The organism is Pseudomonas anatoliensis (assembly GCF_017976235.1).
In the GTDB taxonomy this organism is placed as follows: domain Bacteria; phylum Pseudomonadota; class Gammaproteobacteria; order Pseudomonadales; family Pseudomonadaceae; genus Aquipseudomonas; species Aquipseudomonas anatoliensis.
In genome coordinates this window covers 213,701-239,083 of record NZ_JACVHC010000001.1, presented here as the reverse complement: position 1 = coordinate 239,083, position 25,383 = coordinate 213,701, and the positions used below count along the sequence as shown (strand labels likewise).

General features: G+C 59.1%; 25 protein-coding genes. 13 read left to right on the top strand and 12 right to left on the bottom strand.

Translation table 11 applies throughout. The features are described 5' to 3' along the window. Positions 1 to 102 precede the first annotated feature (102 nt). Positions 103 to 1,335, top strand: a complete 1,233-nt coding sequence (gene sstT / locus ICA16_RS01025; protein ID WP_210553110.1) for a serine/threonine transporter SstT — start codon at positions 103 to 105, stop codon at positions 1,333 to 1,335. A gap of 154 nt (positions 1,336 to 1,489) precedes the next feature. On the opposite strand, the gene ICA16_RS01020 is transcribed toward sstT, so the two are convergent. Then, positions 1,490 to 1,999 (bottom strand): DUF1993 domain-containing protein, encoded by a 510-nt coding sequence (locus ICA16_RS01020; protein ID WP_150605380.1) that lies wholly within the window; start codon positions 1,997 to 1,999, stop codon positions 1,490 to 1,492. 125 nt (positions 2,000 to 2,124) lie between these two features. Here ICA16_RS01020 and ICA16_RS01015 point away from each other — a divergent pair, with 125 nt between their 5' ends. After that, positions 2,125 to 2,772 carry a YceH family protein gene (locus ICA16_RS01015; RefSeq protein ID WP_210699712.1) on the top strand — a complete coding sequence of 216 codons (648 nt, stop codon included), beginning with the start codon at positions 2,125 to 2,127 and terminating at the stop codon, positions 2,770 to 2,772. A 116-nt stretch (positions 2,773 to 2,888) separates the two neighbouring features. Here the strand turns inward: ICA16_RS01015 and ICA16_RS01010 are convergent, their stop codons facing one another. After that, a complete protein-coding gene (locus ICA16_RS01010; protein ID WP_210699711.1) occupies positions 2,889 to 3,407 on the bottom strand; it encodes a cupin domain-containing protein in 519 nt (172 codons plus the stop codon). 212 nt (positions 3,408 to 3,619) lie between these two features. Continuing rightward, positions 3,620 to 4,438, bottom strand: coding sequence for a shikimate 5-dehydrogenase (locus ICA16_RS01005; RefSeq protein WP_210699710.1), 819 nt, complete (start codon positions 4,436 to 4,438; stop codon positions 3,620 to 3,622). A gap of 255 nt (positions 4,439 to 4,693) precedes the next feature. On the opposite strand from ICA16_RS01005, the gene ICA16_RS01000 reads away from it, so the two are divergent. The 3 genes from ICA16_RS01000 to ICA16_RS00990 all read left to right on the top strand — a co-directional run bounded on the left by ICA16_RS01000 (position 4,694) and on the right by ICA16_RS00990 (position 5,784). Further along, positions 4,694 to 5,074: a hypothetical protein gene (locus tag ICA16_RS01000; RefSeq protein WP_150605384.1), complete on the top strand. Its 381-nt coding sequence runs from the start codon at positions 4,694 to 4,696 to the stop codon at positions 5,072 to 5,074. 230 nt (positions 5,075 to 5,304) lie between these two features. Next, positions 5,305 to 5,499 carry a hypothetical protein gene (locus ICA16_RS00995; protein ID WP_016984641.1) on the top strand — a complete coding sequence of 65 codons (195 nt, stop codon included), beginning with the start codon at positions 5,305 to 5,307 and terminating at the stop codon, positions 5,497 to 5,499. 102 nt (positions 5,500 to 5,601) lie between these two features. Then, the gene (locus tag ICA16_RS00990) at positions 5,602 to 5,784 is read left to right on the top strand and encodes a hypothetical protein (RefSeq protein WP_150618313.1); all 183 of its coding nucleotides are present in this window, start codon (positions 5,602 to 5,604) and stop codon (positions 5,782 to 5,784) included. Here ICA16_RS00990 and ICA16_RS00985 read toward each other — a convergent pair. Next, positions 5,781 to 6,842, bottom strand: a complete 1,062-nt coding sequence (locus ICA16_RS00985) for an AI-2E family transporter (RefSeq protein WP_150605386.1) — start codon at positions 6,840 to 6,842, stop codon at positions 5,781 to 5,783. The genes ICA16_RS00990 and ICA16_RS00985 overlap by 4 nt on opposite strands. Positions 6,843 to 6,998: 156 nt before the next feature. On the opposite strand from ICA16_RS00985, the gene trhP reads away from it, so the two are divergent. Next, a complete protein-coding gene (gene trhP, locus ICA16_RS00980; RefSeq protein ID WP_210699709.1) occupies positions 6,999 to 8,336 on the top strand; it encodes a prephenate-dependent tRNA uridine(34) hydroxylase TrhP in 1,338 nt (445 codons plus the stop codon). A 145-nt stretch (positions 8,337 to 8,481) separates the two neighbouring features. Here trhP and ICA16_RS00975 read toward each other — a convergent pair whose 3' ends face one another. Beyond that, the gene (locus tag ICA16_RS00975) at positions 8,482 to 9,345 is read right to left on the bottom strand and encodes a LysR family transcriptional regulator (protein WP_210699708.1); all 864 of its coding nucleotides are present in this window, start codon (positions 9,343 to 9,345) and stop codon (positions 8,482 to 8,484) included. A gap of 100 nt (positions 9,346 to 9,445) precedes the next feature. Between ICA16_RS00975 and ICA16_RS00970 the strand changes: the two genes are divergently transcribed. Continuing rightward, the gene (locus tag ICA16_RS00970; protein WP_210699707.1) at positions 9,446 to 10,342 is read left to right on the top strand and encodes a DMT family transporter; all 897 of its coding nucleotides are present in this window, start codon (positions 9,446 to 9,448) and stop codon (positions 10,340 to 10,342) included. Between the two features lie 158 nt (positions 10,343 to 10,500). Here ICA16_RS00970 and ICA16_RS00965 read toward each other — a convergent pair whose 3' ends face one another. Both ICA16_RS00965 and ICA16_RS00960 read right to left on the bottom strand, forming a co-directional pair. Beyond that, the gene (locus ICA16_RS00965) at positions 10,501 to 10,731 is read right to left on the bottom strand and encodes a hypothetical protein (RefSeq protein WP_210699706.1); all 231 of its coding nucleotides are present in this window, start codon (positions 10,729 to 10,731) and stop codon (positions 10,501 to 10,503) included. 92 nt (positions 10,732 to 10,823) lie between these two features. Beyond that, a complete protein-coding gene (locus tag ICA16_RS00960) occupies positions 10,824 to 11,537 on the bottom strand; it encodes a FadR/GntR family transcriptional regulator (RefSeq protein WP_150605391.1) in 714 nt (237 codons plus the stop codon). Positions 11,538 to 11,903: 366 nt separating this feature from the next. Between ICA16_RS00960 and ICA16_RS00955 the strand changes: the two genes are divergently transcribed. Further along, positions 11,904 to 13,250: an MFS transporter gene (locus ICA16_RS00955; RefSeq protein WP_210699705.1), complete on the top strand. Its 1,347-nt coding sequence runs from the start codon at positions 11,904 to 11,906 to the stop codon at positions 13,248 to 13,250. Positions 13,251 to 13,279: 29 nt separating this feature from the next. Next, on the top strand, positions 13,280 to 14,623 hold the full coding sequence (gene gudD, locus ICA16_RS00950; RefSeq protein WP_210699704.1) for a glucarate dehydratase: 1,344 nt from the start codon (positions 13,280 to 13,282) through the stop codon (positions 14,621 to 14,623). Between the two features lie 119 nt (positions 14,624 to 14,742). On the opposite strand, the gene ICA16_RS00945 is transcribed toward gudD, so the two are convergent. Continuing rightward, on the bottom strand, positions 14,743 to 15,609 hold the full coding sequence (locus ICA16_RS00945; RefSeq protein WP_210699703.1) for a LysR family transcriptional regulator: 867 nt from the start codon (positions 15,607 to 15,609) through the stop codon (positions 14,743 to 14,745). Between the two features lie 160 nt (positions 15,610 to 15,769). Here ICA16_RS00945 and ampC point away from each other — a divergent pair, with 160 nt between their 5' ends. After that, positions 15,770 to 16,936, top strand: a complete 1,167-nt coding sequence (gene ampC, locus ICA16_RS00940; protein WP_210699702.1) for a class C beta-lactamase — start codon at positions 15,770 to 15,772, stop codon at positions 16,934 to 16,936. A gap of 321 nt (positions 16,937 to 17,257) precedes the next feature. Here ampC and ICA16_RS00935 read toward each other — a convergent pair whose 3' ends face one another. After that, positions 17,258 to 17,827, bottom strand: a complete 570-nt coding sequence (locus ICA16_RS00935) for a DUF4174 domain-containing protein (RefSeq protein ID WP_210553118.1) — start codon at positions 17,825 to 17,827, stop codon at positions 17,258 to 17,260. Between the two features lie 206 nt (positions 17,828 to 18,033). Between ICA16_RS00935 and ICA16_RS00930 the strand changes: the two genes are divergently transcribed. Further along, the gene (locus ICA16_RS00930; protein ID WP_150618304.1) at positions 18,034 to 18,495 is read left to right on the top strand and encodes a GNAT family N-acetyltransferase; all 462 of its coding nucleotides are present in this window, start codon (positions 18,034 to 18,036) and stop codon (positions 18,493 to 18,495) included. A 290-nt stretch (positions 18,496 to 18,785) separates the two neighbouring features. Here ICA16_RS00930 and ICA16_RS00925 read toward each other — a convergent pair whose 3' ends face one another. The 3 genes from ICA16_RS00925 to ICA16_RS00915 form a co-directional block, all read right to left on the bottom strand. Then, the gene (locus ICA16_RS00925) at positions 18,786 to 19,571 is read right to left on the bottom strand and encodes a sulfite exporter TauE/SafE family protein (protein WP_042560052.1); all 786 of its coding nucleotides are present in this window, start codon (positions 19,569 to 19,571) and stop codon (positions 18,786 to 18,788) included. 1,143 nt (positions 19,572 to 20,714) lie between these two features. Then, positions 20,715 to 21,929 carry an MFS transporter gene (locus ICA16_RS00920; protein WP_210699701.1) on the bottom strand — a complete coding sequence of 405 codons (1,215 nt, stop codon included), beginning with the start codon at positions 21,927 to 21,929 and terminating at the stop codon, positions 20,715 to 20,717. Between the two features lie 205 nt (positions 21,930 to 22,134). Then, positions 22,135 to 22,884 carry a hypothetical protein gene (locus tag ICA16_RS00915; RefSeq protein ID WP_210699700.1) on the bottom strand — a complete coding sequence of 250 codons (750 nt, stop codon included), beginning with the start codon at positions 22,882 to 22,884 and terminating at the stop codon, positions 22,135 to 22,137. A 336-nt stretch (positions 22,885 to 23,220) separates the two neighbouring features. Here ICA16_RS00915 and ICA16_RS00910 point away from each other — a divergent pair, with 336 nt between their 5' ends. Both ICA16_RS00910 and ICA16_RS00905 read left to right on the top strand, forming a co-directional pair. After that, a complete protein-coding gene (locus ICA16_RS00910) occupies positions 23,221 to 24,369 on the top strand; it encodes an aldose epimerase family protein (RefSeq protein WP_210699699.1) in 1,149 nt (382 codons plus the stop codon). A gap of 192 nt (positions 24,370 to 24,561) precedes the next feature. Beyond that, the gene (locus ICA16_RS00905) at positions 24,562 to 25,383 is read left to right on the top strand and encodes an aldo/keto reductase (RefSeq protein ID WP_210699698.1); all 822 of its coding nucleotides are present in this window, start codon (positions 24,562 to 24,564) and stop codon (positions 25,381 to 25,383) included.

Below are 25,383 nucleotides of genomic sequence, written 5' to 3'. Positions count from 1 at the left end.
GTTGAATTTGCGTCAACACTTTCGCTGCGTGGTGATGGTCTGCCCTGGTTTTGCCACCGCCTCACGCAACCTTGTACCCAATAAAAAAACAGAGATGCCGTCATGACCGCTTCATCCCCTTCTCTAATGCAACGCTTGAAAAACCTGAGCCTGGTCACGCAGATCGTGATCGGCCTGATTGCCGGTATCGCCTTGGCGATGTTCGCGCCGGAAGCGGCGAAGTCGACGGCCTTTATCGGCAAGGTTTTCGTTTCGGCATTGAAAGCCGTGGCGCCGATTCTGGTGTTCGTGCTGGTCATGGCGTCGATCGCCAACCACAAGCACGGCCAGGAAACCCACATCCGTCCAATTCTGTTCCTTTACCTGCTGGGCACGTTCGCAGCGGCGGTGGTTGCAGTGGTCGCGAGTATGGCGTTCCCGTCGAATCTGGTACTGGCCACTGAAAACGTTGCGGTAACGGCGCCGGGCGGTATCGGTGAAGTACTGCAAAGCCTGCTGCTGAGCGTGGTGGATAACCCGGTCAGCGCGCTGATGAACGCCAACTTCATCGGCATTCTGGCCTGGGCGATCGGCATGGGCATCGCGATTCGTCATGCCGGCGATACTACCCGCGAAGTGCTGGGTGATCTGTCCAACGGCGTCACCGTTATCGTGCGCGTGGTAATTCGCTTCGCCCCGCTGGGGATCTTCGGCCTGGTAGCTTCTACGCTGGCCACGTCCGGTTTCGGCGCGCTGATCGGTTATGCGCACCTGCTGGCGGTGCTGCTGGGCTGCATGCTGTTCGTGGCACTGGTGATGAATCCGCTGATCGTGTTCTGGAAACTGCGTCGCAACCCGTATCCGCTGACCCTCAAGTGCCTGCGCGAAAGCGGCATCACTGCATTCTTCACTCGCAGTTCGGCGGCGAACATTCCGGTCAACCTGGAGTTGAGCAAGCGTCTGGGCCTGCACGAAGACACGTACTCGGTATCGATCCCACTGGGTGCGACGATCAACATGGCCGGCGCGGCAATCACCATCACCGTGCTGACTTTGGCCGCGGTGCACACGCTGGGCATTGCCGTGGATATTCCGACGGCGATCCTGCTCAGTGTCGTCGCCGCAATCTGCGCCTGCGGCGCCTCGGGCGTGGCCGGTGGCTCGTTGTTGCTGATCCCGCTGGCGTGCAGCCTGTTCGGTATTCCAAGCGAGATCGCCATGCAGGTGGTTGCAGTCGGTTTCATTATTGGCGTGCTGCAGGATTCCGCCGAGACCGCGCTGAACTCCTCCACCGACGTGCTGTTTACCGCAGCGGCGTGCCTGGGTGAGGAAGAGAAAGCTCGCCGCACCGCGTAACCCCTGTAGGAGTGAGCCTGCTCGCGATTGCGGTGTGTCCTCCAAAGATAATGTGGCTGACACGACCCTATCGCGAGCAGGCTCACTCCTACAAAAAGCATTAAAAAGCCCGCCAAGGCGCAAACCTTGGCGGGCTTTTTTGTTGCCGAGTGTTTTAGAACGCGCCCATGTAATCGCGTTTGCCCACTTCAACACCGTTATGACGCAGCAAGGCGTAAGTGGTGGTGACGTGGAAGAAGAACTGCGGCAGACCGTAGGTCAGCAGGTAAGACTGGCCACTGAAGCGCTTCTCTTTCGGCGTGCCCGGACGGGTGACGATTTCGATACCTTCCTTGCCATCGATCTGCTCAGGCTTGATCTCGCCGATGAAGGCCAGCACCTTGGCGATCAAGGCTTGCAGTTCGGCGAAGGTGGTTTCGCTATCGTCGTATTTCGGGATTTCGACTTCAGCCAGACGCGCCGAAACACCTTTGGCGAAGTCCACGGCAATCTGCACCTGACGGGTCAGCGGGAACATGTCCGGGAACAGGCGCGCTTGCAGGAAGGCGTTCGGGTCGATGTTTTTCTCGGTGGCGTGGGCTTCAGCCTTTTTCAGGACATCGCTCAGGGCGTTGAGCATTTGTTGAAAAACCGGGACGGATGCGGCGTACAGGGAAATGGTCATGGCAGTCTCATGTAGTGGCTGGGTGGAACATGGGGGCGATTATAGCCATGCTTGATGACCACACGGCTTGCCTTTTGTTTGGCAAGGATTACGCTAGGCGCCTTCGACTGCTGAGGGAACGCGCGATGACCACCGAACCAGAATCCACCTTCGACGAACCACGGCTTAACGCCACGGAAATCCGTATCCTCGGTTCGTTGATCGAGAAACAGGCGACCAGCCCGGAAACCTACCCGTTGACCCTCAACGCACTGGTCACCGCCTGCAATCAGAAAACCAGCCGTGAACCGGTGATGAACCTGACCCAGGGCCAGGTTGGCCAGAGCCTGCGCGCCCTCGAGGGTCGCGGTTTCGCCAAGCTGGTCATGGGCAGTCGTGCCGACCGCTGGGAGCACAAGGTCGACAAGGCGCTGGAACTGGTGCCGGCGCAGGTGATTCTGACGGGGCTGCTGTTTCTGCGCGGCCCGCAAACCATCAACGAACTGCTGACCCGCAGCGGGCGCATGCATGATTTCGAAGATGCCGAGCAGGTGCTGCATCAACTGGAGCGCCTGATTGCTCGCGGGCTGGCGGTATTGATTCCACGTCAGTCCGGGCAGCGCGAAGATCGTTACACCCATGCGCTGGGTGATCCGGCGGATATCGAGGTCATTCTGGCGGCGCGGCAGAATCCTCAGGAACGCGTCGCGGGTGGCGGTGTTTCGGTGGAGCGGATCGAAGAGCTGGAGGCGCGGATTGCGGCGCTGGAGGAGCGCCTGGCGCGCCTCGAGTAAATACCACCGAACCCTTGTAGGAGTGAGCCTGCTCGCGATAGCGATTTGTCCGGAAAACAGCTTTCGAATGTGCCACCGCTATCGCGAGCAGGCTCACTCCTACAAGGATCTATGCACTACTCGCCATCCCAGTAATCCACCCCATCCGACTGTCGCGCCACGGCGACAAAGCCTGACGCATTGCCCTCAGCATCCACCGCGAAGTTGTCCATCACCGCATATTTGTTCGAATCCGGGTATTCGCAAATATCCGGCTGCTGCTGAGTGCTGACTGCCAGATAACGCAACTCACCCGTACTGGAATTGATGATCTGATGCGCCATCTCCGGGCCGCCCGCTGGGCAGGCAATCACATCACCTTCCCGGATCGGGAATCGCTCGGCGCCAAGACGCACCTCGCCCTCCCCGGCCACCACGTAGAACATTTCCTCATTGACCCGATGGCTGTGAAACGGGCTGCCGCGCATGCCCGGTGGCAGTGCATACAGGCGATAGCCGAGTTTCTGTGCACCGAGTTGCAGGCCTATCCGCGCTGAGCGTTGCTGGTAACGTGCGGCGGTTTCGCCCTCGGGAGACAGGGCTTCGGGCAGCGGTTCGAGTTCGACCTGATGCAGATTGAGAATGCGCGGGGGCATGCTGACCTCGGTTTTTGTGGGTGGGCAAGTCTGTGCTTGCTGGGGGAGCAGTATAGATAAGGTTGCTTGATCGGAAACCGTGTCGCCAGGATCGCGAGCAGGCTCACTCCTACACTGGATCTCCGGTGATCACACAATAGGGGTGAACCACGCAGATCAACTGTAGGAGTGAGCCTGCTCGCGATGAGGCCAGACCTGCCAGCGCCTATCAATCAGCTACGCGCAAACTCCACCGCCGCCTGAAACTGCTCTTCAGTCGGCCGGACGCCCGTATAAAGCACAAACTGCTCCAGCGCCTGGATCGCAATCACCTCCAGCCCGGTAATCACTCGTTTGCCTTCAGCCCGTCCGCGCACGATCAGCGGCGTTTCCGATGGAATCGCCACCACATCAAACACAGTCTCCGCCGCTTTGATCACCTCAGGCTCAAACGCCAGTTGCCCTGCTTCCGGGCCACCGTCCATCCCGACCGGAGTGACGTTGATCAGCATCTGCGGCCGTTCATCACCCAGCTCTGCCTGCCAGCGATAGCCCAGCGAGTCTGCGAGTGCACGCCCCGCGCGCTCGTTACGGGCGACGATCAAGCCGTTTTTGTAACCGCCATCGCGCAGGGCACTGGCCACAGCCTTGGCCATGCCGCCGCTGCCGCGCAGGACGAAGGTCGATGCCTTGGGCACCGCGTGGGTTTCCAGCAATTGTGCGATGGCGATGTAGTCGGTGTTGTAAGCCTTGAGATGGCCATTGGTGTTGACGATGGTATTGATCGACTGAATCGCCGCTGCCGACGCATCCAGTTCATCGACCAGCGCAATACTGGCCTCCTTGAACGGCATCGACACGCCGCAGCCGCGAATGCTCAGCGCACGAATCCCGCTGACCGCGCCGGTCAGATCCTTGCTGGCGAAGGCTTTGTAATAGAAATTCAGGCCCAACTGCTCATATAAATGGTTATGAAAACGCAGACCGAAATTACCAGGCCGTGCGGACAGGGACATGCACAACTGGGTGTCTTTGTTCGGGTTCATCTGCATGAAACTTCTCCTTCAAACGCACTTTCGGATGGACGGGATTAGCCAGCCCATCGGGTTCTGTTCGATCATATTGGCGGGTCTGTACGCGATGGCGTTACCGCTGAACGCCCGGTAAAGAAAACGGTACAGACCTTACACAAAATTTACCCGGCGGCTGTGCTGAATTTCAAAAAAACGCTGTCTTAGAAGTATCCCCGCGACGACTGCGGGCCTGGTTCAGGCCCTGCCGCCGGGTCGAAGAACCGAGGAATTATCATGATTCGTAAACTCCCCATTATGGCCCTGTTGATTGGCGCACTCGCGGTCACAGGACAGGCAGAAGCCGGTGGTGGCCACGGCTGGCAAGGCCCTGCGGTGTTTGGCGCGATCGTCGGCTCGGCCATCATCGGCTCGGCGCTGATCAATCAGGATCGGCCGGTGTATGTCCAGCAACAGCCGGTTTACGTTCAGCCCCAACCGGTTTACGTGCAACAGCCGCCACCACCGGTTTATTACCAACCGGCGCCGGTGTATGTGCAGCAACCGGTGTATATCCAACAGGCGCCCGTCTATTACGGCCCGCCTCGCGGTTATTACGGTCGGCCACAGGGTTATTACGACCGGCCACACGGTTACTACGGTGGCCCACGCTGGTAACCGAAATACAGAGCCCCGCTTTAATAGCGGGGATTTTTTGTGACCGTCGGTCGGCCAGCGTCTGAAAAAATCTCGCCAAGGTCGCTGTGAGGACAGTTTCAACAGCTAAAGTCGGCATGATGGATTTGACCGTTGGGGGTAAAACATACAACGGTCATTTATTTGTCATGACGGAACCGCAAGCTGAATCCGTCCGTAAACAACAGGTTGATAACAACAAGGACGACTCCATGCCAACACAAAATCCGCACCGCATCGTCGGCTTGTGCACCTCCAGCAAGGTGTACAGCGCGCTGACCGAGCTCAAGCACCTGGAAGGCCACCGCTGCGCCAAGTTTCTTTCGCTGCTGGCCGAGAACCTTGTGCACAAAGGCCTGCTCAATGAGCGCGAAGTGATGCACATGCTTGATCAAGTGGTCGATTGAAACAGCCCTCACTGTTATCAATGACCACTATCGAAAGCGTTGATTGTCCCTGAGAACGCCGAGTCCCTAAGGTAGCGCCATCGATTGATGGAGGTCCTTGTCATGGCTCAGGTTCAAATCATGTCCGTTGTTGGCAGCGCCGTTCCCGCCTCACTCAGAGAGCTGGGATTGCTCGCCTGTTGGTATCTGATGCGTGACGGCGAGCCGATCAGCGGCCCGCTCACGTCCTTGCCGGCAGCGCAGGCACTGTCGCAACAGGTCGCCGGCGCGCGGTTTCATGTTTAAGGCAACTGCACCTTGGGTTTGGTTTCGATAAACAGCGCCCAGCTGGACATGAACAGCGCGGCAATCAAAGGTCCGATCACAAACCCGTTCAAGCCGAACACTGCCAGGCCACCGAGGGTCGAGATCAGAATCATGTAGTCGGGCATCCGCGTGTCCTTGCCCACCAGAATCGGGCGCAGCACGTTATCCACCAGACCGATCACAAAGATGCCGAACAACCCCAGCACGACGCCCTGCCAGATCATCCCGCTGAGCAGGAAGTAGAGCGCCACCGGCGCCCAGACAATCCCCGCCCCCACCGCTGGCAACAGCGACAGAAACGCCATCAATACCGCCCACAGCAACGCGCTGGGGATATCGAGAAACCAGAAAATCGCCCCGCCCAAAGCCCCTTGAGTGATCGCGACCACCAGGTTGCCCTTGACCGTCGCCCGCACCACGCGGTTGAACTTCAGCTGCAATCGACGCTTGTGGCTCTCCTCCAGCGGCACGGCGGTACGCACCTTGCGCGCCAGTTCGGCGCCGTCGCGCAAAAAGAAGAACAACAGATAGAGCATGATGAAAAAACTCACCACGAATTCGAATGTGCCCTGACCAAAACTGAAGGCCTGACTCGCCAGCACCTGGCTGCCCTGCATCGCCGACTTGACGATTTTCTCGCGCAACCCATTCAGCTCACCCATGCCGAAACGGTCCAGCAGGTTCTGGAAATACGGCGGCAAGCTCTGTTTGAACTGCGCCAGATACGCCGCGATGTCCAGCTCGCCGCTTTCGATATTCTTGTAGACCGACGCGCCTTCCTGCACCAGCAATAGGCTGATGATGATCACCGGCAGAATCGCGATCACCAGACAGATGCTCAATGTACACAGCGACGTCAGGTTGCGCTCCCAGCCGAATTTCATCTGCAATTTGCGCTGCATCGGTGCGAACAGAATGCCGAGGATCACCGCCCAGAACACCGCGCCATAGAACGGCAACAGAATCCAGATGAAGGCCACCGTCACCAGTAACAGCAACACCGTCAGCGATTTGAATTGAATACTTTTTTGGTTCATGTCCAGTCCATGTCAGTCAGGCGCCATGCACGCCAGCCCAACTTAGTCAGCCGCCGCCCGCGCGAGTGCCATCTTTATTCAAAGAGCATAGATCCAGATCAATAAGCCCAGCGGACAACCGCACTACCCTGCCGCGCTTTTGCGAGCGCTGCCGCCATGACTCCCACCTCCACTCCCGCCGCCCCCGAACTGCTCGCCCCCGCCGGCACCCTGAAAAACATGCGTTACGCCTTCGCCTATGGTGCCGATGCGGTTTACGCCGGCCAGCCGCGCTACAGCCTGCGAGTGCGCAACAATGAGTTCGATCACGCCAATCTGGCCCTGGGCATTCGTGAAGCGCAGGCGCAGGGCAAGCGCTTCTACGTGGTGGTCAACATCGCGCCGCACAACGCCAAGTTGAAAACGTTTCTCAAGGATCTGGCACCGGTCATCAAGATGGCGCCGGACGCACTGATCATGTCCGACCCGGGGCTGATCATGCTGGTGCGCCGGCATTTCCCGCAGATGCCGATCCACCTTTCCGTGCAGGCCAACACGGTGAATTGGGCGAGCGTCGAGTTCTGGCAGCAACAGGGTTTGAGCCGGATCATCCTGTCCCGCGAACTGTCGCTGGAAGAAATCGACGAAATCCGCGAGCAGGTGCCGGGCATGGAGCTGGAGGTGTTCGTTCACGGCGCGCTGTGCATGGCTTATTCCGGACGTTGCCTGCTCTCCGGTTACATGAACAAACGTGACGCCAATCAGGGCACCTGCACCAACGCCTGCCGCTGGAAATACTCGGCGCAGGAGGCCACCGAGAATCAGCTTGGCGAGATCGTCCAGACGTTCCAGCCCCAGCCAACCTTGGGCCTCGGCGCGCCGACCGATCAGGTGTTTCTGCTGCAGGAAGCCAATCGCCCTGACGAATTGATGCCCGCCTTCGAGGACGAGCACGGCACCTACATCATGAACGCCAAGGATCTGCGCGCGGTCCAGCATGTCGAGCGCCTGACCCGCATGGGCGTGCATTCACTGAAAATCGAGGGCCGGACCAAATCGCACTTTTACTGCGCGCGCACCACACAGGTGTATCGCCGGGCGATTGATGATGCGGTGGCCGGGCGCGAGTTCGATCGCAGCCTGATGAACGATCTGGAGTCACTGGCCCAGCGCGGCTACACCGAGGGTTTCCTGCGTCGTCATGTACACGACGAGTATCAGAATTATCTGCATGGCAGCTCGGTGTCGGAGCGACAGCAGTTTGTCGGGGAGTTGACCGGTGAACGGCGTGACGGGTTGGCCGAGGTCAAGGTGAAGAATCGGTTTGCGCTGGGTGATCATCTGGAATTGATGACGCCCGGCGGCAACTTTCATTTCGATCTGCATGAATTGAAGAATCTGAAGGGTGAAGCGATCGAAGTGGCGCCTGGTGATGGGCATACGGTGTATGTACCGATTCCGGACGGGGTGGATTTGCGCTTTGGGTTGTTGATGCGCGACCTCAAGCCAAACTAACCAGCTCCATCATCCACACGAACCCGTGTAGGAGCTGCCGAAGGCTGCGATCTTTTGATTTTGCTTTTTTAAATCCAAGTCAAAAGATCGCAGCCTTCGGCAGCTCCTACAGGGTGATGTGTTCGGAGCATAAAGGACGGCTGGGTCAGGTGAATTCTTCACGCAACATCGCCACAAACGCCTCGCGCGCCGGGTGCACCCCGGCGTTTTCATGCCAATAAAACAGATTGTCGATGGCCGTCAGTTCGGGGAACTCATGGCCCACACACCCCGCGCCTTTGGCGTATTGCTCGAACACCCCTTTGGGCACCAAAGCCACGCCCGCTCCCGCACTGACGCACCCGACAATGGCCCCGTAACTGGCCAGGCTGACAATCGGCAACGCCTGCCCCTGACGCAATAACCAATGCTCCAGCGCCGCCCGATACGGACAGCCTTGCGGCCACATGAACACGGTTTTGTCCTGCAGATCATCGATGCCGCGCACCGGCCCGAACGACGTCGAGGCAATCAGCAGCAACTCTTCGCGATACATCGGTGTGCGTTTCAGATGCGAGCGCTCAACATCCACCGCGACAATCGCGCCGTCGAGGCGATGGCTCAGCGTGTCGTCGAGCAACTGGCCCCAGGTGCCAGTGGTGAGTTCCAGCGCGACCTGCGGAAAACGCTTGTGAAACTTTGCCAGCAGCCGTGGCAAACGCCCGGTGGCCGACGATTCGATGGCGCCGATGCGCAACGGCCCGGATGGCTCGGCCGAAGGATCAACTGCGCGTTTGGCCTCCGCCGTCAGCGCCAGAATTTTCTGCGCATAGGCAAGAAACGTCTGCCCTGCCGGGCTGATCCGCAACCCACGCCCCTCACGCAGAAACAGTGCAACGCCCAACTCCGCCTCCAGCGCCTTGATCCGCGCGGTGATGTTCGACGGCACGCAGAACAGTTTTTCCGCCGCCCGGGCGATGCTGCCCTCCTCGGCCACGGTCTTGAACATACGGATTTGTGCCAGCTCCATATTCATCACTCTGAGTGAACATTCAGCGCAGTATAAGTCAGTTGTGGCGAATGATTGGACCCCCGGATACTTGGCGCATCATGCCTACTGGTGCTCGATCATGCCGCCCCCTTCTTCGCTGAAAATCTTACTGGCCATGGCGTTTGTCGTCGGCTGCTGGGCGTATTCGCCAACCGGAATACACATCGGCCTGCAAGCCTACGATCCCGGGCACCTGGCGTTGCTGCGGTTTCTGTTGGCGTCGTTGTTCATGGCGGTGATTGCCGCGTTCAAAGGTATTCAGCTTCCCCGCGTGAGGGATGTACCGCTGCTGTTCGCCTTGGGTTTCTTTGCGGTCAGCCTGCACCACGTCGCGCTGAACATCGGCCAGCAAAGCGTCAGCGCCGGGGCGTCGAGCGTGCTGGCGCAATCAAGTCCGCTGTTCAGCACGCTGCTGGCGCGTTTTGTCTTCAGGGATCAGGTCAGTGTCTGGCGTTGGGGCTGCGTGTTGCTGGGTTTGGTCGGCGTGGCGATTGTGGTCAGCGGTGATCGTGGAGTGGGCGAGATCGACGCGCATGGCTTGCTGATCTTGCTGGCGGCGGTTTCATGGAGCATTTATTTCGCCCTGCAAAAGCATCACGCCCGACGCTATGACGGCTTGAGTCTGACGTGCTACGCGGTGTGGTCGGGGACGTTGCTATTGCTGATTTACCTGCCGGGGTTGAGCGACGCGGTAATGAAAGCGCCGCTGCGGGTGCAATGGGCGGTGTTGGCGCTGGGTGTGTTTCCGAGTGCCCTGGCCTATCTGGCGTGGGGGTTTGTGCTCAGGCATATGGATTTGAGTCGGGCGACCATGACCCTGTACCTGATTCCGCCGACGGCGATGGGGATTGCGTCGGTGGGGCTGGGCGAGCGGCCGACCCTGTTGATGCTTGTGGGCTCGGCGGTGGTGTTGGTGAGTGTGCTGGCGTTGAATCTGGAGCGGCGGTTTTGGGTGGGGCGGACTGCCGGGGTTTGATCGTTGATATCTACTGATGCTGCCGCCGCCATCGCTGGCAAGCCAGCTCCCACATTGAATGCATTCTCCGGGGAGATCCTTTGTGGCTGCCGCCGCCATCGCTGGCAAGCCAGCGATGGGGCAAGCACAGACATCACATCAATCAGAGCCAGATCCACTCAGCGCCGATCATCCGACAACGGCGTCGGCTCATCCGCCGGCGGCATGTCTTCATCTGCTGGCGGATCCTTCCAGTCTTCCGGCCGATCGGCGTCACTCAACGGATCGCGCCCCGGAGTCATCCCTGGCGGTGCATCGTGATCGCCCAGTGACGGCTCATCGGTGCCGGGTATTGGAAGGGTTGGGTCGGTGGGAAGAACTCCCCCCTGAAACAGCAAGTCGTTAGCCATGACGCACCTCACCAAGGAGGTCCGGAAAACCCGGGCCGTGCAATTTGGAAGCGGCCCCGTGAGCGACGTGCCATCGAACAGACCAACGGCGCTCAACCCTGTGCGAGGAACCGGTCGCGACTGTTGGTCAGATGCAGCCACATGGCTGCCCGCGCTGCATCCGGATCCTGGCGCTTGATCGCATTCAAGATCGCCTCGTGCTCCAGATTGGCCAGTTGCCCCAGCTTGCTCAAATCCGCCGCCCCGCGCTCGACTGCATTGACCCGCGCGCGCGGAATCATCGCATTGCCCAAGTGCTGCATGATCTCGCTGAAGCAGACGTTGCCGGTGGCCTCGGCGATCAGCAGATGAAAGCGCCGGTCAGCCTCGACGCAACTGTCGTTGTTGGCCAACAGACGTTGATAGTCATCCAGCGCTTGGCGCATCTGCAGCACTTGCTGCTCGCTACGGCGTTGCGCTGCCAAAGCGGCGGCTTGCGTCTCCAGGCCCATGCGCAATTCAAGGATGCTGCGCACCCCGAGCGCGGTGTCGACGTTCAGCCGCAACCCCTGCTCCGGCGCCCGCTCGATCACGAACGTGCCGATGCCATGCCGCGTCTCGACCAGCCCCGACGCCTGCAATTTGGAAATCGCCTCGCGCACCACCGTGCGGCTGACCCCGTGTTCCTGAACGATGGAATTCTCCGACGGCAATTTGTCGCCGGGCGACATCTGCCCGAGCAGGATGCTCTGGGTGAGCTTCTCCACCAGGTCATGGGCCAGGTTGTGCGCACGTTTGCGCGCGGGGGCGTCGAGGTCTTCTTGCATGGTTGGTTCCGGTGAACGGGGCTTGCGGATCGTAGCACTGCGGGGATGGCTGACAAGGTCCATTTTACTCCTCCGACTTCGACCAACTTGTATGACAACACTCGATATCGGCGCAAAATCTAGTTCGCGACTTAGCACTTCCTCAGAAAAAACACGCCATGAAGCTCAAAAATACATGTCCGCAGAACAGAAGAAACCCAACAAACACTGAGAAAAAAACCGAAAAAGTATAAAAAACCTGCATCACCAAAGAATTTAGTCGGTCCTTCCCACTTGTAGGACAAAAAAACCTAGTTGTATGATGTCTATCAACAACGCAGTACCCAGCCCTACCCCGCATAAAAATAATCAGTGGGAGAAAACCTAGTGAAAACCTCCGTCTCCGGGATGAACGAGGGCGTTGATGCAACGCTGGCGTCCGCCATCTCGAAAGTGAAACGCCACGTCCTGCCGCTCTTCGTGATCATGTTCATCGTCAATTACATTGACCGGGTGAACATCGGTTTCGTCCGTACCCACATGGAACATGACCTGGGCATTGGCGCCGCCGCTTACGGCTTCGGCGCCGGTCTGTTCTTCATCGGTTATGCCCTGTTCGAAGTCCCCTCCAACATGCTCTTGCAGAAAGTCGGCGCGCGCATCTGGCTGACCCGAATCATGTTCACCTGGGGCGTGGTAGCTACCTGCATGGCGTTCATCCAGAACGAAACCCACTTCTACATTCTGCGTTTCCTGCTTGGCGTCGCCGAAGCCGGGTTCTTTCCCGGGGTGATCTACTACTTCACCCGCTGGCTGCCCGGCGCCGAACGCGGCAAGGCCATTGCGATCTTCCTCAGCGGCTCAGCTATTGCGTCCCTGATCTCCGGCCCGCTGTCCGGCCTGCTCCTGCAAATCAACGGGCTGGGCATGCACGGCTGGCAATGGATGTACTTTATTGAAGGGATGTTTTCGGTGTGCCTCTGCGTGTTCGTCTGGTTCTGGCTCGACGCCAAACCTCACGATGCGAAATGGCTGAGCCGCGCCGAACAGGACGCACTCGTCACGGCCATCGACGACGAACAGAAGGCCCGCGAAGCCGCCACACCGATCCGGCCATCAATGGGCAAACTGCTCAAGGATCGGCAGATCCTCCTGTTCTGCCTGATCTACTTTTTCATCCAGTTGACGATCTACGCCGCGACCTTCTGGCTACCTAGCATCATCAAGAAAATGGGCGACCTCAGCGACGTGCAGGTCGGGTTGTTCAATTCGATTCCATGGTTGCTGTCGATTGTTGGCATGTATGCCTTCGCCTCCCTCTCCACCAAATGGAAACACCAACAGGCATGGGTCGCCACCGCCCTGTTGATCGCCGCAGCGGGGATGTTCATGTCCACCACGGGTGGGCCGATCTTCGCCTTTGTCGCGATCTGCTTTGCGGCGCTGGGTTTCAAGTCGGCTTCGTCGCTGTTCTGGCCGATACCACAGGCGTATCTGGATGCGCGAATTGCCGCCGCCGTGATCGCGCTGATCAACTCGGTGGGCAACCTTGGCGGTTTCGTTGCGCCGACCACTTTCGGTCTGCTCGAAGAACACACCGGCTCGATTCAGGGTGGCCTTTACGGCTTGGCCGCTACCTCGATCATTGCCGCGATCATCGTCTTCTTCGCCCGCACCAAGCCGAAGCCGGCTGCGGATATTGCTATAGCTGAAACTGTGCCGAAACACGCCTGATTCTGAAAGATACGAAAAGGATAAAAACAATGAACGCACACGACATCGCCAAAGCCCCGATCATCACTGACATGCAGGTCATTCCGGTGGCCGGCCACGACGGCATGCTGCTTAATCTGAGCGGCGCCCACGGGCCATTTTTCACCCGCAACATCGTCATTCTCAAGGACAACGCCGGCCACACCGGTGTCGGTGAAGTACCCGGTGGCGAGCGCATTCGCCAGACGCTGGAAGACGCTCGCAGCCTGGTCATCGGCAGCCCGATCGGCACGTATCAAAAGATGCTCAATCAAGTCCGCCAAACCTTTGCCGACCGCGATGCCGGCGGCCGCGGCCTGCAAACCTTCGACCTGCGCATCACTATTCACGCGGTCACCGGCCTCGAAGCCGCGCTGCTCGACTTGCTCGGTCAACACCTCGACGTGCCGGTCGCGGCGCTGCTCGGCGAAGGCCAGCAACGCGATGAAGTGAAGATGCTTGGCTACCTGTTTTACGTCGGCGATCAGCGCGAAACCGACCTCGCCTACCGCAGCGAACCGGACGCCGACAACGACTGGTTCCGCGTGCGTCACGAGAAGGCCATGACCGCCGAAGCCGTGGTCCGCCTCGCCGAAGCGGCCCACGCGAAATACGGCTTCAAGGATTTCAAGCTCAAGGGCGGCGTGCTCAGTGGCGACGCTGAAATCGAAGCGGTGACGGCGCTGGCCGAACGCTTCCCGCAGGCGCGCATCACCCTCGACCCGAACGGCGCCTGGTCACTCAAGGAAGCGATCCGCTTGTGCCGCGACCAGCATCAGGTTCTGGCGTATGCGGAAGATCCGTGCGGTGCGGAAAACGGTTATTCCGGCCGCGAAGTCATGGCTGAATTTCGCCGCGCCACCGGCCTGAAAACCGCCACCAACATGATCGCCACCGACTGGCGCGAAATGGGCCATGCGATCCAGTTGCAATCGGTGGACATCCCGCTGGCCGACCCGCACTTCTGGACCATGCAAGGTTCCGTGCGCGTGGCGCAGATGTGCCATGAGTGGGGACTGACCTGGGGCTCGCACTCCAACAACCACTTCGATATTTCGCTGGCCATGTTCACCCACGTTGCGGCGGCGGCACCGGGTGAAATCACCGCCATCGACACCCACTGGATCTGGCAGGACGGCCAGCGCCTGACCAAGGCACCGCTGCAAATCGTCGACGGTTGCGTGCAGGTGCCGAAGACCTCGGGGCTGGGTGTGGAGCTGGATATGGATCAAGTCGCCAAGGCTCACGAACTGTACAAAGGCATGGGCCTGGGCGCACGGGATGACAGCGTGGCGATGCAGTTTCTGATTCCGGGCTGGAAGTTCGATAACAAGCGGCCGTGTCTGGTGCGCTGATTTCCGAAAACAACACTGATCCCCTGTAGGAGCTGCCGAAGGCTGCGATCTTTTGATCTTGTCTTTTAAGATCAAAAGATCGCAGCCTTCGGCAGCTCCTACAGGAGGTTGTGCCAGCTTCAGAGCTGTAGCAACCAGTTTTTAAACGCATTCATCGCCGTCGTCTCCGGCCGCGACTGCAACCGCGTCAGCCAGTAACTCCCGGTCGTGATCTCGACCGCGAACGGCTGGCGAATCGCATCCGCCGCCAGTTGCCGGGCAAACATCAGCGGCGGGGCCAGCGCCACGCCACTGCCCTGTAACGCCGCTTCCATCATCGCCAGCGACGAGTCGAACATGATGCTTTGCGGTGGCGCTGCCTGTGTCGCCAGACCCGCCGCCTGAAACCACGCCGGCCATTCATCGGTGCGATAGGACCGCAGCAACGTCTGCTGCAACAGATCGCCCGGCGTGTGCAATTGCCGGGCGATCTCCGGCACGCACAGCACTGATAGCGGCGCATCGAGCACGCGCATCGCCTCGATACCGTGCCAGGCCCCGGCACCAAAACGGATCGCGTAATCCAGCCCTTCGGCGGCAACGTCCACGCGATTGTTGTTTGTCGACAGCCGTAAATCTATGAGCGGATGTTTCGTCCGGAAGTCCGCAAGCCTCGGCAACAGCCAACCCACGGCGAACGTGCCAACCGCGCCGACGGTCAACATCTCGCGATACTGTCCACCGGCAAGGCGTTCGAGGATCTGCGCGATGTGGTCAAACGAAGTGCTCAACACCGGCAGCAACGTTTCGCCTTCACTGGTCAGCATCAGCCCGCGGGGCAGGCGTTTGAACAGTGTTACGTTGAGCTGCGCTTCGAGGCTTTTGACCTGATGACTGACGGCGGCCTGGGTCACGCACAGCTCCACGGCAGCTCGAGTGAAACTCAAGTGACGCGCCGATGCTTCGAAAGCGCGCAGTGCGTTGAGCGGCAATTGTGGTCGAATCATGCCCAGTCCCAAATTTTTCTAATGGCTAATCCGAGATTTCGTCGTTTGTCGATTCACGTCGGACTGCCTAAATTGTCGGCGCTGATCAGCCGTCCATTACAAAAATCGCCCGCAGTATAGCGGGACACCATCATCAACACTCATGGAGAGTGGTTCATATATGTCATCCATCAACCCGACCAAAGCCTTTTCCTACGGTGCATTTAGCCTGATCTTTGGTGCCGCCACTTGCCTGGGCGCTCCGCAAACCGATGAGCAACTGCAAGCGCTGGTCAAGGCCGCCGTCACGCCGGTGATGCAGCAACAGAACATTTCTGGCCTGGCCGTTGCGCTGACCATCAACGGCCAGCCGCATTACTTTAACTACGGCGTCGCCAACAAGGACTCCGGGCAGAAGGTCAGCGAAAACACCCTGTTCGAAGTCGGCTCGGTGAGCAAAACCTTCACCGCCACATTGGCCGGTTACGCGCAGGCCACGGGCAAACTGGACCTGTCGACCAAGGCCAGCACGCTCTGGCCGGAGTTAAAAGGCAGCGCCTTCGACAACATCAGCGTGCTGCAACTGGGCACCTACAGCGGGGGGGGACTGCCGCTGCAATTTCCCGCTGACGCGGATTCGGCGGACAAGATGCTCGGCTATTACCAGCAGTGGAAACCCGCGTATCCGCCGGGCAGCCATCGCCTATATTCCAACCCCAGCCTCGGTTTGTTCGGCTATCTGACGGCCAAAAGCCTCGGCCAACCCTTTGCTCAGGCGATGACTGAAACCCTGTTGCCGAAGCTGGGCCTCAAGCACACCTTCATTGAAGTGCCCGCCTCCGAAGCGAAGCTCTACGCGCAGGGGTACGACAAGAATGACAAACCGGTTCGCGTCAGCCCCGGCGCACTGGACGCCGAAGCCTACGGCATCAAGACCAGTGCGGCGGATCTGCTGCGTTACGTCGAGGCCAACCTCAAGCCTGCGAACCTTGAACAGCCAATGCAAAAAGCCATCGCCGCGACCCACACCGGTTACTACACCGTCGGCGATATGACTCAGGGTCTGGGATGGGAGCGCTACTCCTACCCGATCAGCCTGGACAAGCTGCAAGCCGGCAACTCGACGCCGATGGCGATGGAGCCGCACAAGGTCAAATGGCTGAACCCGCCACAGCCTGAACCGGCCAATGTGCTTTACAACAAAACCGGCGCAACCGGCGGTTTCGGTGCGTACGTGGCGTTCGTGCCATCGAAGGATATTGGCATCGTGATTCTGGCGAATAAGAATTATCCGAATGCGGAACGGGTGAAGATTGCGCATGAGATTTTTGGTGGGTTGACCGATTAAAGATCAAAAGATCGCAGCCTTCGGCAGCTCCTACATTGACCGAGTGAAAACCCGATCCTGTAGGCGCTGCCGCAGGCTGCGATCTTTTTTCGTGAAGAGACTGTCTGTGGTCAGGGAATGATCTGTGGCGAGGGGATTTATCCCCGTTGGGCTGCGAAGCGGCCCCAGTCCAGACAGCCAAGGTTTGTCTGAAACAGACAAATCCCCCAAACACCGGCATGCCCTCTCAACACAGCTAAATCCCTGACCACAGGGTTTTAAACGGGCAAAAAAATGGGCGACTTGCAAAGGTCGCCCATTTTTTGGATTCAGATCCCGCCATCAATCATTCGGCATTTCTGGCGGCTTGGTCGGTTTGGCGGGTTTGCTCGGCTTGGCGCCTTTCGCACCTTTGGCCGGTTCAGGTTCGGCAGCGGCAGGGGTCTGGGCTGCTGCGGCGGCGGCCGCTTCTTTCTCGGCCATAGGCATGGCGTCGATGGTGTCGAAGATTTTCTTCAGGTCGACGGCCTTCGCGTCATCCCCCGAGGCGGAGAGTTTGGTCTCGCCGTCCTTGCCCACCAGGAACACTTTCGGATAAGCCCCGGCGCCCAGTTTCAGCGAGCGCAGAAGAGCCATGGTGTCTTGCTGGCCCATGTCCTTGCCGTCGAGCTGACCCGACATATTGAGGATGGTGTAAACCTTGATGTTGCGATCGGCGACGCCTTTTTTGTTGGCGGGGTCCTCCAGCGACTTTTTCAGGCTTACCCACACCGGGTCGACAGTGCTTTGCGCGATCACGATCAGCGGTCGGGCGCGGCCTCTGTCCCCGGCAATCGGCGAATCGTTGTCAGCGGCGAACAGGGGGCCGGCAACTGCCAGCAAGAGTGTCAGGGTCAGTGACCTGATGAGCATGCGCATCTCCTTTTGATATCCACGCTCTAATGATTGCGCATCACGGCGATTGTTCCGGGGTATCCGGCAAATATCTGTCGCCCTGCCAGAAGCTTAGGTCAGGCCCGACATTGCGCAACTGCACAAACGCGATTGCCAGGCCAATTTGATTACCGTTCAAGAGCGCATTAGGGTGGCTGTTCTGCTCACGAAATGGAGGTCACCGCGTGCACATTGATTACCTGTGCGATCACCCTGAATTGATCGAAGAACTGGCCGAACTCAACTTCAAGGAGTGGGGTAGCTTTCGTCCCGGCGACACCCTTGCTGCCCGCACCGAACGCATGCGTGCGGCGTGCGGCAAAGGTGCGATCCCCAGTGTCGTGGTTGCGATTGAAGACGGCAGGTTGCTGGGCGGCGCACTGCTGATCGACAGCGACATGAAAGTCCGCCCCGAACTCACGCCCTGGCTGGCCGGGGTTTATGTGAAGGCTGAAGAACGTGGCCGCGGGATTGCTTCGCAACTGGTCAAGCGCATTGTTGAAGAGGCTGAGGCGTTGGGCGTGCCGGAACTTTACCTGTACACCGACGCAGCGCAGTCGCTGTATGCGCGGCTGGGTTGGGAGGTGGTCGAGGAGATGGTTTACGAAAATTTGCCGGTGACCGTCATGAAATACACCCTGCGGTAGCCGACGTAACAGATCTCTGTGGTGAGGCGCATTTATTTGTAGCTGATGGGATTATCTGTGGCTGAGGGCGTGCGCCTGTGGATGAGGAGACTTATCTGTGGCGAGGGGATTTATCCCCGATGGGGCGCGAAGCGCCCCCATTCAGGCAGCCAATTTTCCCTGACACACCGATTCAAATGGCCTTGGGGCCGCTTCGCAGCCCATCGGGGATAAATCCCCTCGCCACAGATAAATCCCCTCGCCACAGGAAATTCCATCACCAAAGTTACAGCCAGGAAATTGGGTTTGTACTAAAAAGCCAGTTTATAGCCGATCAACACCAGCATCGTCGCCAGGCATGGTCGCAGCACTTCGTCGGAGATGCGGCCGGTCAGGTGGCTGCCGAGCCAGATGCCTGGCAACGAACCGATCAGCAAAAAGCCCAGCACGCTCCAGTCCATGTTGCCCATGCTCGCATGGCCGAGGCCGGCGACGAGGGTCAGCGGTACGGCGTGGGCGATTTCGGTGCCGACCAGGCGACGGGTCGGCAGCAGCGGATAGAGGATGAACAGCGCCACGGTGCCGAGGGCGCCGGCGCCGATCGAGGTCAGGGCGACCATGGTGCCAAGGATCAGGCCGGTGATCACCGTCATCACGTTCAGCCGCGAACCGCTCGGGTTGTAGTTGCCGCCAGCGCGTTTGTGGGCGAATTCCAGCAAGCGTTTCTTGAAGAAGATCGCCAACGCCGTGGCAAACAACACAAAGCCCAAGGCTTGTTTGATGATGGCGTTCATCGCGTCTGGCGCGGTGTGCAGCGTGCTGAGAAACCACAAGGTCATGACCACCGCCGGCACGCTGCCGAGGGTCAGCCAACCGGTGATGGCCCAGTCGATGTTCTTGTTCTTCTTGTGAACGATGACGCCACTGGATTTGGTAATGGCCGCGTACAGCAGGTCGGTGCCGACCGCCGTTGCAGGGTTAATGCCGAACCACAGCAGGATCGGCGTCATCAACGAACCACCGCCGACACCGGTCATACCGACAATAAAACCCACCACCAGCCCGGCAATCACCAGGCCGAAATTTGCCAATTCCATTAAGACGTCCAGAAAAACGACAGGAAAAATCTGGCCCGCAGCATAGCGATTTTTCTTATAACCACATATATCGATGCGGTCTATCGTTATGCCCAATCACCACTTCCCCCTGTAGGGGCTGCCGAGGGCTGCGATCCTTTGAAGGTCACGTTTTCTGGTTTTGGGGGATTTTGGTTGCGCTTTTTTTGTGTCTTGGCGGCCTGTGGGCCGACCAGGTCGTTGGGGGGTTCTGTGTGAATATCCGTTTTTTGGGTGATGGCTGAGTAGGGTTCCGCCCTTACGGCGGGTCACCTTTTCCAAGCGCCGAAAAGGTAACCCAAAAGGCTTTGCCCTGACGTCCGGCCCGCTCGCTAAAGCTCGGGGTTCCTTCGCTCCGGAATCCATCCGGGGCATCGATTCCGGTTTGCTTCGCTGCACCTCCTTTCGATGTCCTCCCCGGATGAATCCCTCCACTCAGCCTTCCGACGGGCTCTGAGATCAAGAGCTGCACTCGAGCTAACGCTCATTGTGTTGAGTGGTGGAAGAGCGATGCGGTCGGCTTTGGTTTTGGGTTGGGTTCGCCCCTCATCGGAACGCCGCCCGCCCAGCCCTCTCCCGAGGGAGAGGGAGCCGGCTTGTGGGCTTTTCAGAACTTGAGTTCGACTCGGTATCTCACGTCGGCGCAACTCGCCCAAACAACGCGGTCAGTCCCCTCTCCCTCTGGGAGAGGGCTAGGGTGATGGGCTCTTGATCTGGCTTTTGCTCTTGATCTGGCTTTTGATTTGTTGCCCCTTCGGCAGGCCGAGCGAAGGTGTTCATCCGGGGGTTAGGCGCGCAGCGCCGTGCGGCGAAGCCGCATTCATCGAGAGGAGGTGCAGCGAAGCAAACCGTAGGCGATGCCCCCGGATGGACACCGTAGCGAGGGAACACTGAGCCTAGGCGAAGTGCCGTACGCCGGGGCAAAGCCTTTTGGGTTACCTTTTCGGCGTTTGGAAAAGGTGACTCGCCGTAAGGGCGAAACCGCCAGCGGCAACACCCGCAGCAACGGATATACCCCCAATCCCAATCCCAATCCCAATCCCAATCCGGCGTTCAGGTGCTTCACGACGAACGCAACAAGAAAGATCAAAAGATCGCAGCCTTCGGCAGCTCCTACAGAGGGGATCAGTGTTGGCGTCGTCCGGGTTTGAAGCTGTGTGTGCTGTTGATCCACACCGTGGCCAGCGCAATCAGCGACAGAATCAGCAGCGCCCACGGAAACGACATCGCCCCCGCTCGATCCAGCAACAACCCACCAAACAGCCCGCCCCCGGCAATCGCCACGTTCCAGGAAGTAGTCAGCATTGCCTGCACCACATCGACATGATCACCGGCAGAATCCGCCGCGGCCGTCAGCAACAACGTCGCCGAACCACCGAAGGACAAACCCCACACCGCCATGCAGCCGTAGATCAGCCATGGCGACGGATTCGCCAGGGCCAACACCAGCGCCGTCACGGCAAACACTGCGAGGCTGATCAGAGTCAGCCAGCGCAGCCAGCGATCCACCAGCATGCCGATGATCCAGATCCCCACCAGCGAACACACGCCAAACACCAGCAGCACCAGATCGACACGCTCGGCGAGTCCGGCCTGCATCAAAAACGGTGAAATATAGGTGTAGAGAATGTTGTGCCCGAGCATCCACGTCAGCACCACCAACAACACCGGGCGCACACCCGGCAGGCGCAGGGACTGCATCAATGGCAGACGCTCGGCACTGGCCTGCCCCGGACGATCCGGCACCGCCACGACAATCCACGCCGCCAACACCAGCGCCAATGCCGACATTATTCCGAACGAAGCGCGCCAACCGATCAGATTGCCCAACCACGTTCCCGCCGGTGTGCCCAACGACAGCGCCACCGGCGTGCCGAGCATGGCAATCGCCAGCGCTCGCCCCTGCTGATGCACTGGCACAATCCCGCGGGCGTAACCGGCCATGATCCCCCACGACAGCCCCGCCGCCATCCCGGCGAGAAAGCGCGAGGCCAAGGTCAGGCCGTAATGACTGGAAAACGTGGTGATGGTGTTGAACAGCAGAAACCCGCCAACCGTCATCAGCAGCACCCGGCGCCGTGGCCAGCCACGGGTGGCCACGGTCAGCGGAATCGCCGCGACAATCGAACCCAGCGCATACAGCGTTACCAGCTGCCCGGCGAGCACTTCGCTGACGTTCAGCCCGGCACTGATTTGCGGCAGCAACCCGGCGGGCAGGGTTTCAGTGAGGATGGCGATGAAACCGGTCATGGCGAAGGCCAGCAACGCGGCATAGGGCAGTTTGTCGGCGCGGGTGGCGTGGTCGACACGGCTGAAATCGGCGCTTGCGGGGTCGGTCATGACGAGTGCAGCTCCATTTGGATCGAAATTATCGACTGATTGTATACAAGTTATCCAACCACCATTCAACCCGATACAACTGACATCCCCCTGTAGGAGCTGCCGAAGGCTGCGATCTTTTGATCTTGATCTAAAAAACCAAAATCAAAAGATCGCAGCCTGCGGCAGCTCCTACATTTATTGCGCCAGCAGCGTATCCACAGATTTATTGCACCGGGAGGAAGTTGAGGAACAGCAGACTCTGCGCGTAATTCAGCCCGATCCGCCGGTAGCGCTCATCAAGCATTTGCGTCAGCAGATCCAGGCGCGCAACGATTTTGCCGAACTCCACGGCAAAACTGAGGTTGCTGCCCTCCTCCGAGATTTCATTGGAAAACAACAGCGGCTGGCCTTCCTTGTTCTGGCGTTGCGACAGAATCCACGTGGCTTTTTCGATGTTGCGCGCCGCGTTATGCACGAACGTCGGGTTGATCGCGTCCGTCATGTAGAACTCGGTTCGATTGCCATGGGCCGTCACCAGCATGCTGCCGATGGCATAAACGAACGCACCGACGCGGTCACCACGAAACTCCGGGCTCATCGCATAGCTGAGCGCCGCAAGGTCCTTTCTGCCACCCAGCACCGGCAATGGTTGTTGCTGCTCGATAGCCAGTCGTACCTGCTTGACGGCGGCGTGAATGTTGAGGAAACCCGACTTGCGCAACTCGTCCGGGTTGCGCAGGTACAGCTTGCCCATCAACCGATAAAGACTGCCGAGGTTGTCGCGCATCGCCAAAGTGGCCATACGGTCGACGCTGGTCTGCAGAAATTCCTGCGGCTGCCCTTCCCGGATCTGGTTGATGAAACCGTTACCGTCCTGATGGCTGCAACCGCTGAACAATAGCGACGACAAACACACCAACAACAGGCACGGGCGACGGACAAATCGGGTGATCAGCTTAAACACTCTCGGCATGAATTCTCGAACAGGCACATTCCTGTGCGGCGGGAGTCACCGCATCCTGGCCATGGATAGAGCCGCCGATTGCGGAAAAGTGCAGTGCTGGCGGTATTTCCCGACCTTCGGCGCGAACCATCAATCTATTTAGTCCGACTTTATTTTTGCAATAAACGTTTAATCCGCTATAAATTCTCACTCGAACACTAAATAGCATGACTATTACTCAACCTCTGTAGGAGCTGCCGAAGGCTGCGATCTTTTGACCTTAAAAAACAAAGCCAAAAGATCGCAGCCTTCGGCAGCTCCTACAGGGGGGGTTACTGAAAACAACAACAAAAAGGAAGGTCAACCATGCTTCAATCCCGTCACCTGCTCTCCGGCCTCGGACTGTCCCTGATGATCGCCACTCTCTCTGCCAACGCCGCCGGCCTGAGCGCCGAACACAAGGCCTTCGGCAAAACCAACGACGGCACGCCCGTCGAGCAATACATCCTGCGCAACAGCCATGGCATGCAAGCCACGGTCATCACGTACGGCGCAACCCTGCAATCGCTGCAAGTGGCGGACAAGCACGGCAAGTTCGAGGACGTCGTGCTCGGCTTCGACGATGTGCAGGGCTATCAGAAAGGCACCGCGTACTTCGGCGCGACCATTGGCCGCTTCGGCAATCGTCTGGCAGAAGGCGCTTTCGAACTCGACGGCAAACGCTATCAAGTGCCGCAGAATGACAAGTCCAACGCCTTGCACGGCGGCACTCAGGGCTTCGATAAAAAGGTCTGGAAAGCCCAGGAAACCAAAGACAAGGATTCGGTCGGCGTGACCCTGACCTATCTGTCGGTGGACGGTGAAATGGGGTTCCCCGGCAACCTCACCACCGAGGTGACTTATCGCCTCACCGACGACAACGAATTGCGCATCGACTACAAGGCCAGCACCGATAAGCCGACGGTGCTGAACCTGACCAACCACAGCTACTTCAACCTCGCCGGCGCCGGTAATGGCGACATCCTCAAGCAGGTCGCGACCTTGCATGCCAGCCATTACACCCCGGTCACCGGCAAACTGATCCCGACCGGAGAGCTGGCGCCAGTGGCCGGCACACCGATGGACTTCAGCAAACCGACCGCCATCGGCACGCACATCAAGGCTGATCATCCGCAGTTGAAATTCGCCGAGCCGAAACAGGGTGGTTTCGATTTCAACTGGGCGCTGGATGCCAAGGGTGATGCGAGCAAACTGGCCGTCGAAGTCAGCGACCCGCAGTCCGGCCGGCATCTACAGCTGTTCACCAGCGAACCGGGCGTGCAGTTCTACACCAGCAACTTCCTCGACGGCACGGTCAAGGGCAAGGCTGGCAAGGTCTACCCGCACTGGGGCGCGTTTACCCTCGAGACCCAGCACTATCCTGACTCACCGAATCAGCCGAACTTCCCCAGCACACGACTGGATCCGGGGCAGGCTTATGCGCATAGCGTGGTGTTGAAGTTTTCTGCGAAGTAACAGCTGAAGATCAACAGATCGCAGCCTGCGGCAGCTCCTACAGTTTTTTGGGTACACCGTTTGAACGGCGGTGAATCTACCCCCCTGTAGGAGCTGCCGCAGGCTGCGATCTTTTGCTTTTTGAAGCTCATGGAACCCCTGCGCTATCCTGCTGCCCACTAAGGTATCGACCCTTTCAGATAGGAGGTTTGAATGCGTACCCTTGAATTGGCTGGCGTGCAGGTTCCGGTGATTGGCCAGGGCACCTGGCGCATGGGGGAAGACCGTTCCGCCCACAAGCGCGAAGTCGCCGCACTGCGCAGCGGCATCGAACTGGGCATGACCCTGATCGACAGCGCCGAAATGTACGCCGAGGGCGGCGCCGAAAGTGTTGTCGGCGAAGCCATCGCCGGTCTGCGTGATCAGGTGTTTCTGGTCAGCAAGGTCTACCCGCACAACGCCAGCCGCAAAGGCATCCCGCAAGCTTGCGAACGCAGTCTGCGTCGGCTGGATACCGATTACATCGACCTCTATCTGCTGCATTGGCGCGGCCAGTATCCGCTGGATGAAACCGTCGAGGCTTTCGAACGCCTGCGCGAAGAGGGCAAGATCGGTCGCTGGGGTGTGTCGAATTTCGACGTCGATGATGTCGAAGAACTGGCGTCTCCCGCCTGCGCGACCAATCAGGTGCTCTACAACCTTGAAGAGCGTGGCGTCGAATTCGATCTGCTGCCGTGGTGCCAGCAACAACGCATGCCGCTGATGGCCTACTGTCCGATTGGCCAGGGCGGCGCGATGCTGGCCAACCCGGCACTGAAACAAATTGCCGCTCGTCACGGCGTCACCCCGGCACAGGTTTCGCTGGCGTGGATTCTGCGTCAGGATGGTGTCATTGCGATTCCCAAGGCTGTGCGGCCGGAACACGTGCAACTCAATGCACAAGCCGCGCAGCTGCAACTGGAGGCCGGGGATCTGGCGGCGCTGGACCAGGCGTTTCAAGCGCCACAACGCAAGCAGCGGCTGGCCATGGTCTGA

Excerpts from the sequence above, each read along its gene's own strand:
- ICA16_RS00920 (WP_210699701.1), bottom strand. The coding sequence starts at position 21,929 with ATGACCGACCCCGCAAGCGCCGATTTCAGCCGTGTCGACCACGCCACC.
- ICA16_RS01020 (WP_150605380.1), bottom strand. The coding sequence starts at position 1,999 with ATGACCATTTCCCTGTACGCCGCATCCGTCCCGGTTTTTCAACAAATG.
- ampC (WP_210699702.1), top strand. The coding sequence starts at position 15,770 with ATGTCATCCATCAACCCGACCAAAGCCTTTTCCTACGGTGCATTTAGC.
- ICA16_RS00905 (WP_210699698.1), top strand. The coding sequence starts at position 24,562 with ATGCGTACCCTTGAATTGGCTGGCGTGCAGGTTCCGGTGATTGGCCAG.
- ICA16_RS01010 (WP_210699711.1), bottom strand. The coding sequence starts at position 3,407 with ATGCCCCCGCGCATTCTCAATCTGCATCAGGTCGAACTCGAACCGCTG.
- ICA16_RS00915 (WP_210699700.1), bottom strand. The coding sequence starts at position 22,884 with ATGCCGAGAGTGTTTAAGCTGATCACCCGATTTGTCCGTCGCCCGTGC.
- ICA16_RS01000 (WP_150605384.1), top strand. The coding sequence starts at position 4,694 with ATGATTCGTAAACTCCCCATTATGGCCCTGTTGATTGGCGCACTCGCG.
- ICA16_RS00995 (WP_016984641.1), top strand. The coding sequence starts at position 5,305 with ATGCCAACACAAAATCCGCACCGCATCGTCGGCTTGTGCACCTCCAGC.
- ICA16_RS00935 (WP_210553118.1), bottom strand. The coding sequence starts at position 17,827 with ATGCTCATCAGGTCACTGACCCTGACACTCTTGCTGGCAGTTGCCGGC.
- ICA16_RS00975 (WP_210699708.1), bottom strand. The coding sequence starts at position 9,345 with ATGGAGCTGGCACAAATCCGTATGTTCAAGACCGTGGCCGAGGAGGGC.
- sstT (WP_210553110.1), top strand. The coding sequence starts at position 103 with ATGACCGCTTCATCCCCTTCTCTAATGCAACGCTTGAAAAACCTGAGC.
- ICA16_RS00910 (WP_210699699.1), top strand. The coding sequence starts at position 23,221 with ATGCTTCAATCCCGTCACCTGCTCTCCGGCCTCGGACTGTCCCTGATG.
- trhP (WP_210699709.1), top strand. The coding sequence starts at position 6,999 with ATGACTCCCACCTCCACTCCCGCCGCCCCCGAACTGCTCGCCCCCGCC.
- ICA16_RS00960 (WP_150605391.1), bottom strand. The coding sequence starts at position 11,537 with ATGCAAGAAGACCTCGACGCCCCCGCGCGCAAACGTGCGCACAACCTG.
- ICA16_RS00970 (WP_210699707.1), top strand. The coding sequence starts at position 9,446 with ATGCCGCCCCCTTCTTCGCTGAAAATCTTACTGGCCATGGCGTTTGTC.
- gudD (WP_210699704.1), top strand. The coding sequence starts at position 13,280 with ATGAACGCACACGACATCGCCAAAGCCCCGATCATCACTGACATGCAG.
- ICA16_RS00965 (WP_210699706.1), bottom strand. The coding sequence starts at position 10,731 with ATGGCTAACGACTTGCTGTTTCAGGGGGGAGTTCTTCCCACCGACCCA.
- ICA16_RS00985 (WP_150605386.1), bottom strand. The coding sequence starts at position 6,842 with ATGAACCAAAAAAGTATTCAATTCAAATCGCTGACGGTGTTGCTGTTA.
- ICA16_RS00925 (WP_042560052.1), bottom strand. The coding sequence starts at position 19,571 with ATGGAATTGGCAAATTTCGGCCTGGTGATTGCCGGGCTGGTGGTGGGT.
- ICA16_RS00990 (WP_150618313.1), top strand. The coding sequence starts at position 5,602 with ATGGCTCAGGTTCAAATCATGTCCGTTGTTGGCAGCGCCGTTCCCGCC.
- ICA16_RS00945 (WP_210699703.1), bottom strand. The coding sequence starts at position 15,609 with ATGATTCGACCACAATTGCCGCTCAACGCACTGCGCGCTTTCGAAGCA.
- ICA16_RS01015 (WP_210699712.1), top strand. The coding sequence starts at position 2,125 with ATGACCACCGAACCAGAATCCACCTTCGACGAACCACGGCTTAACGCC.
- ICA16_RS01005 (WP_210699710.1), bottom strand. The coding sequence starts at position 4,438 with ATGCAGATGAACCCGAACAAAGACACCCAGTTGTGCATGTCCCTGTCC.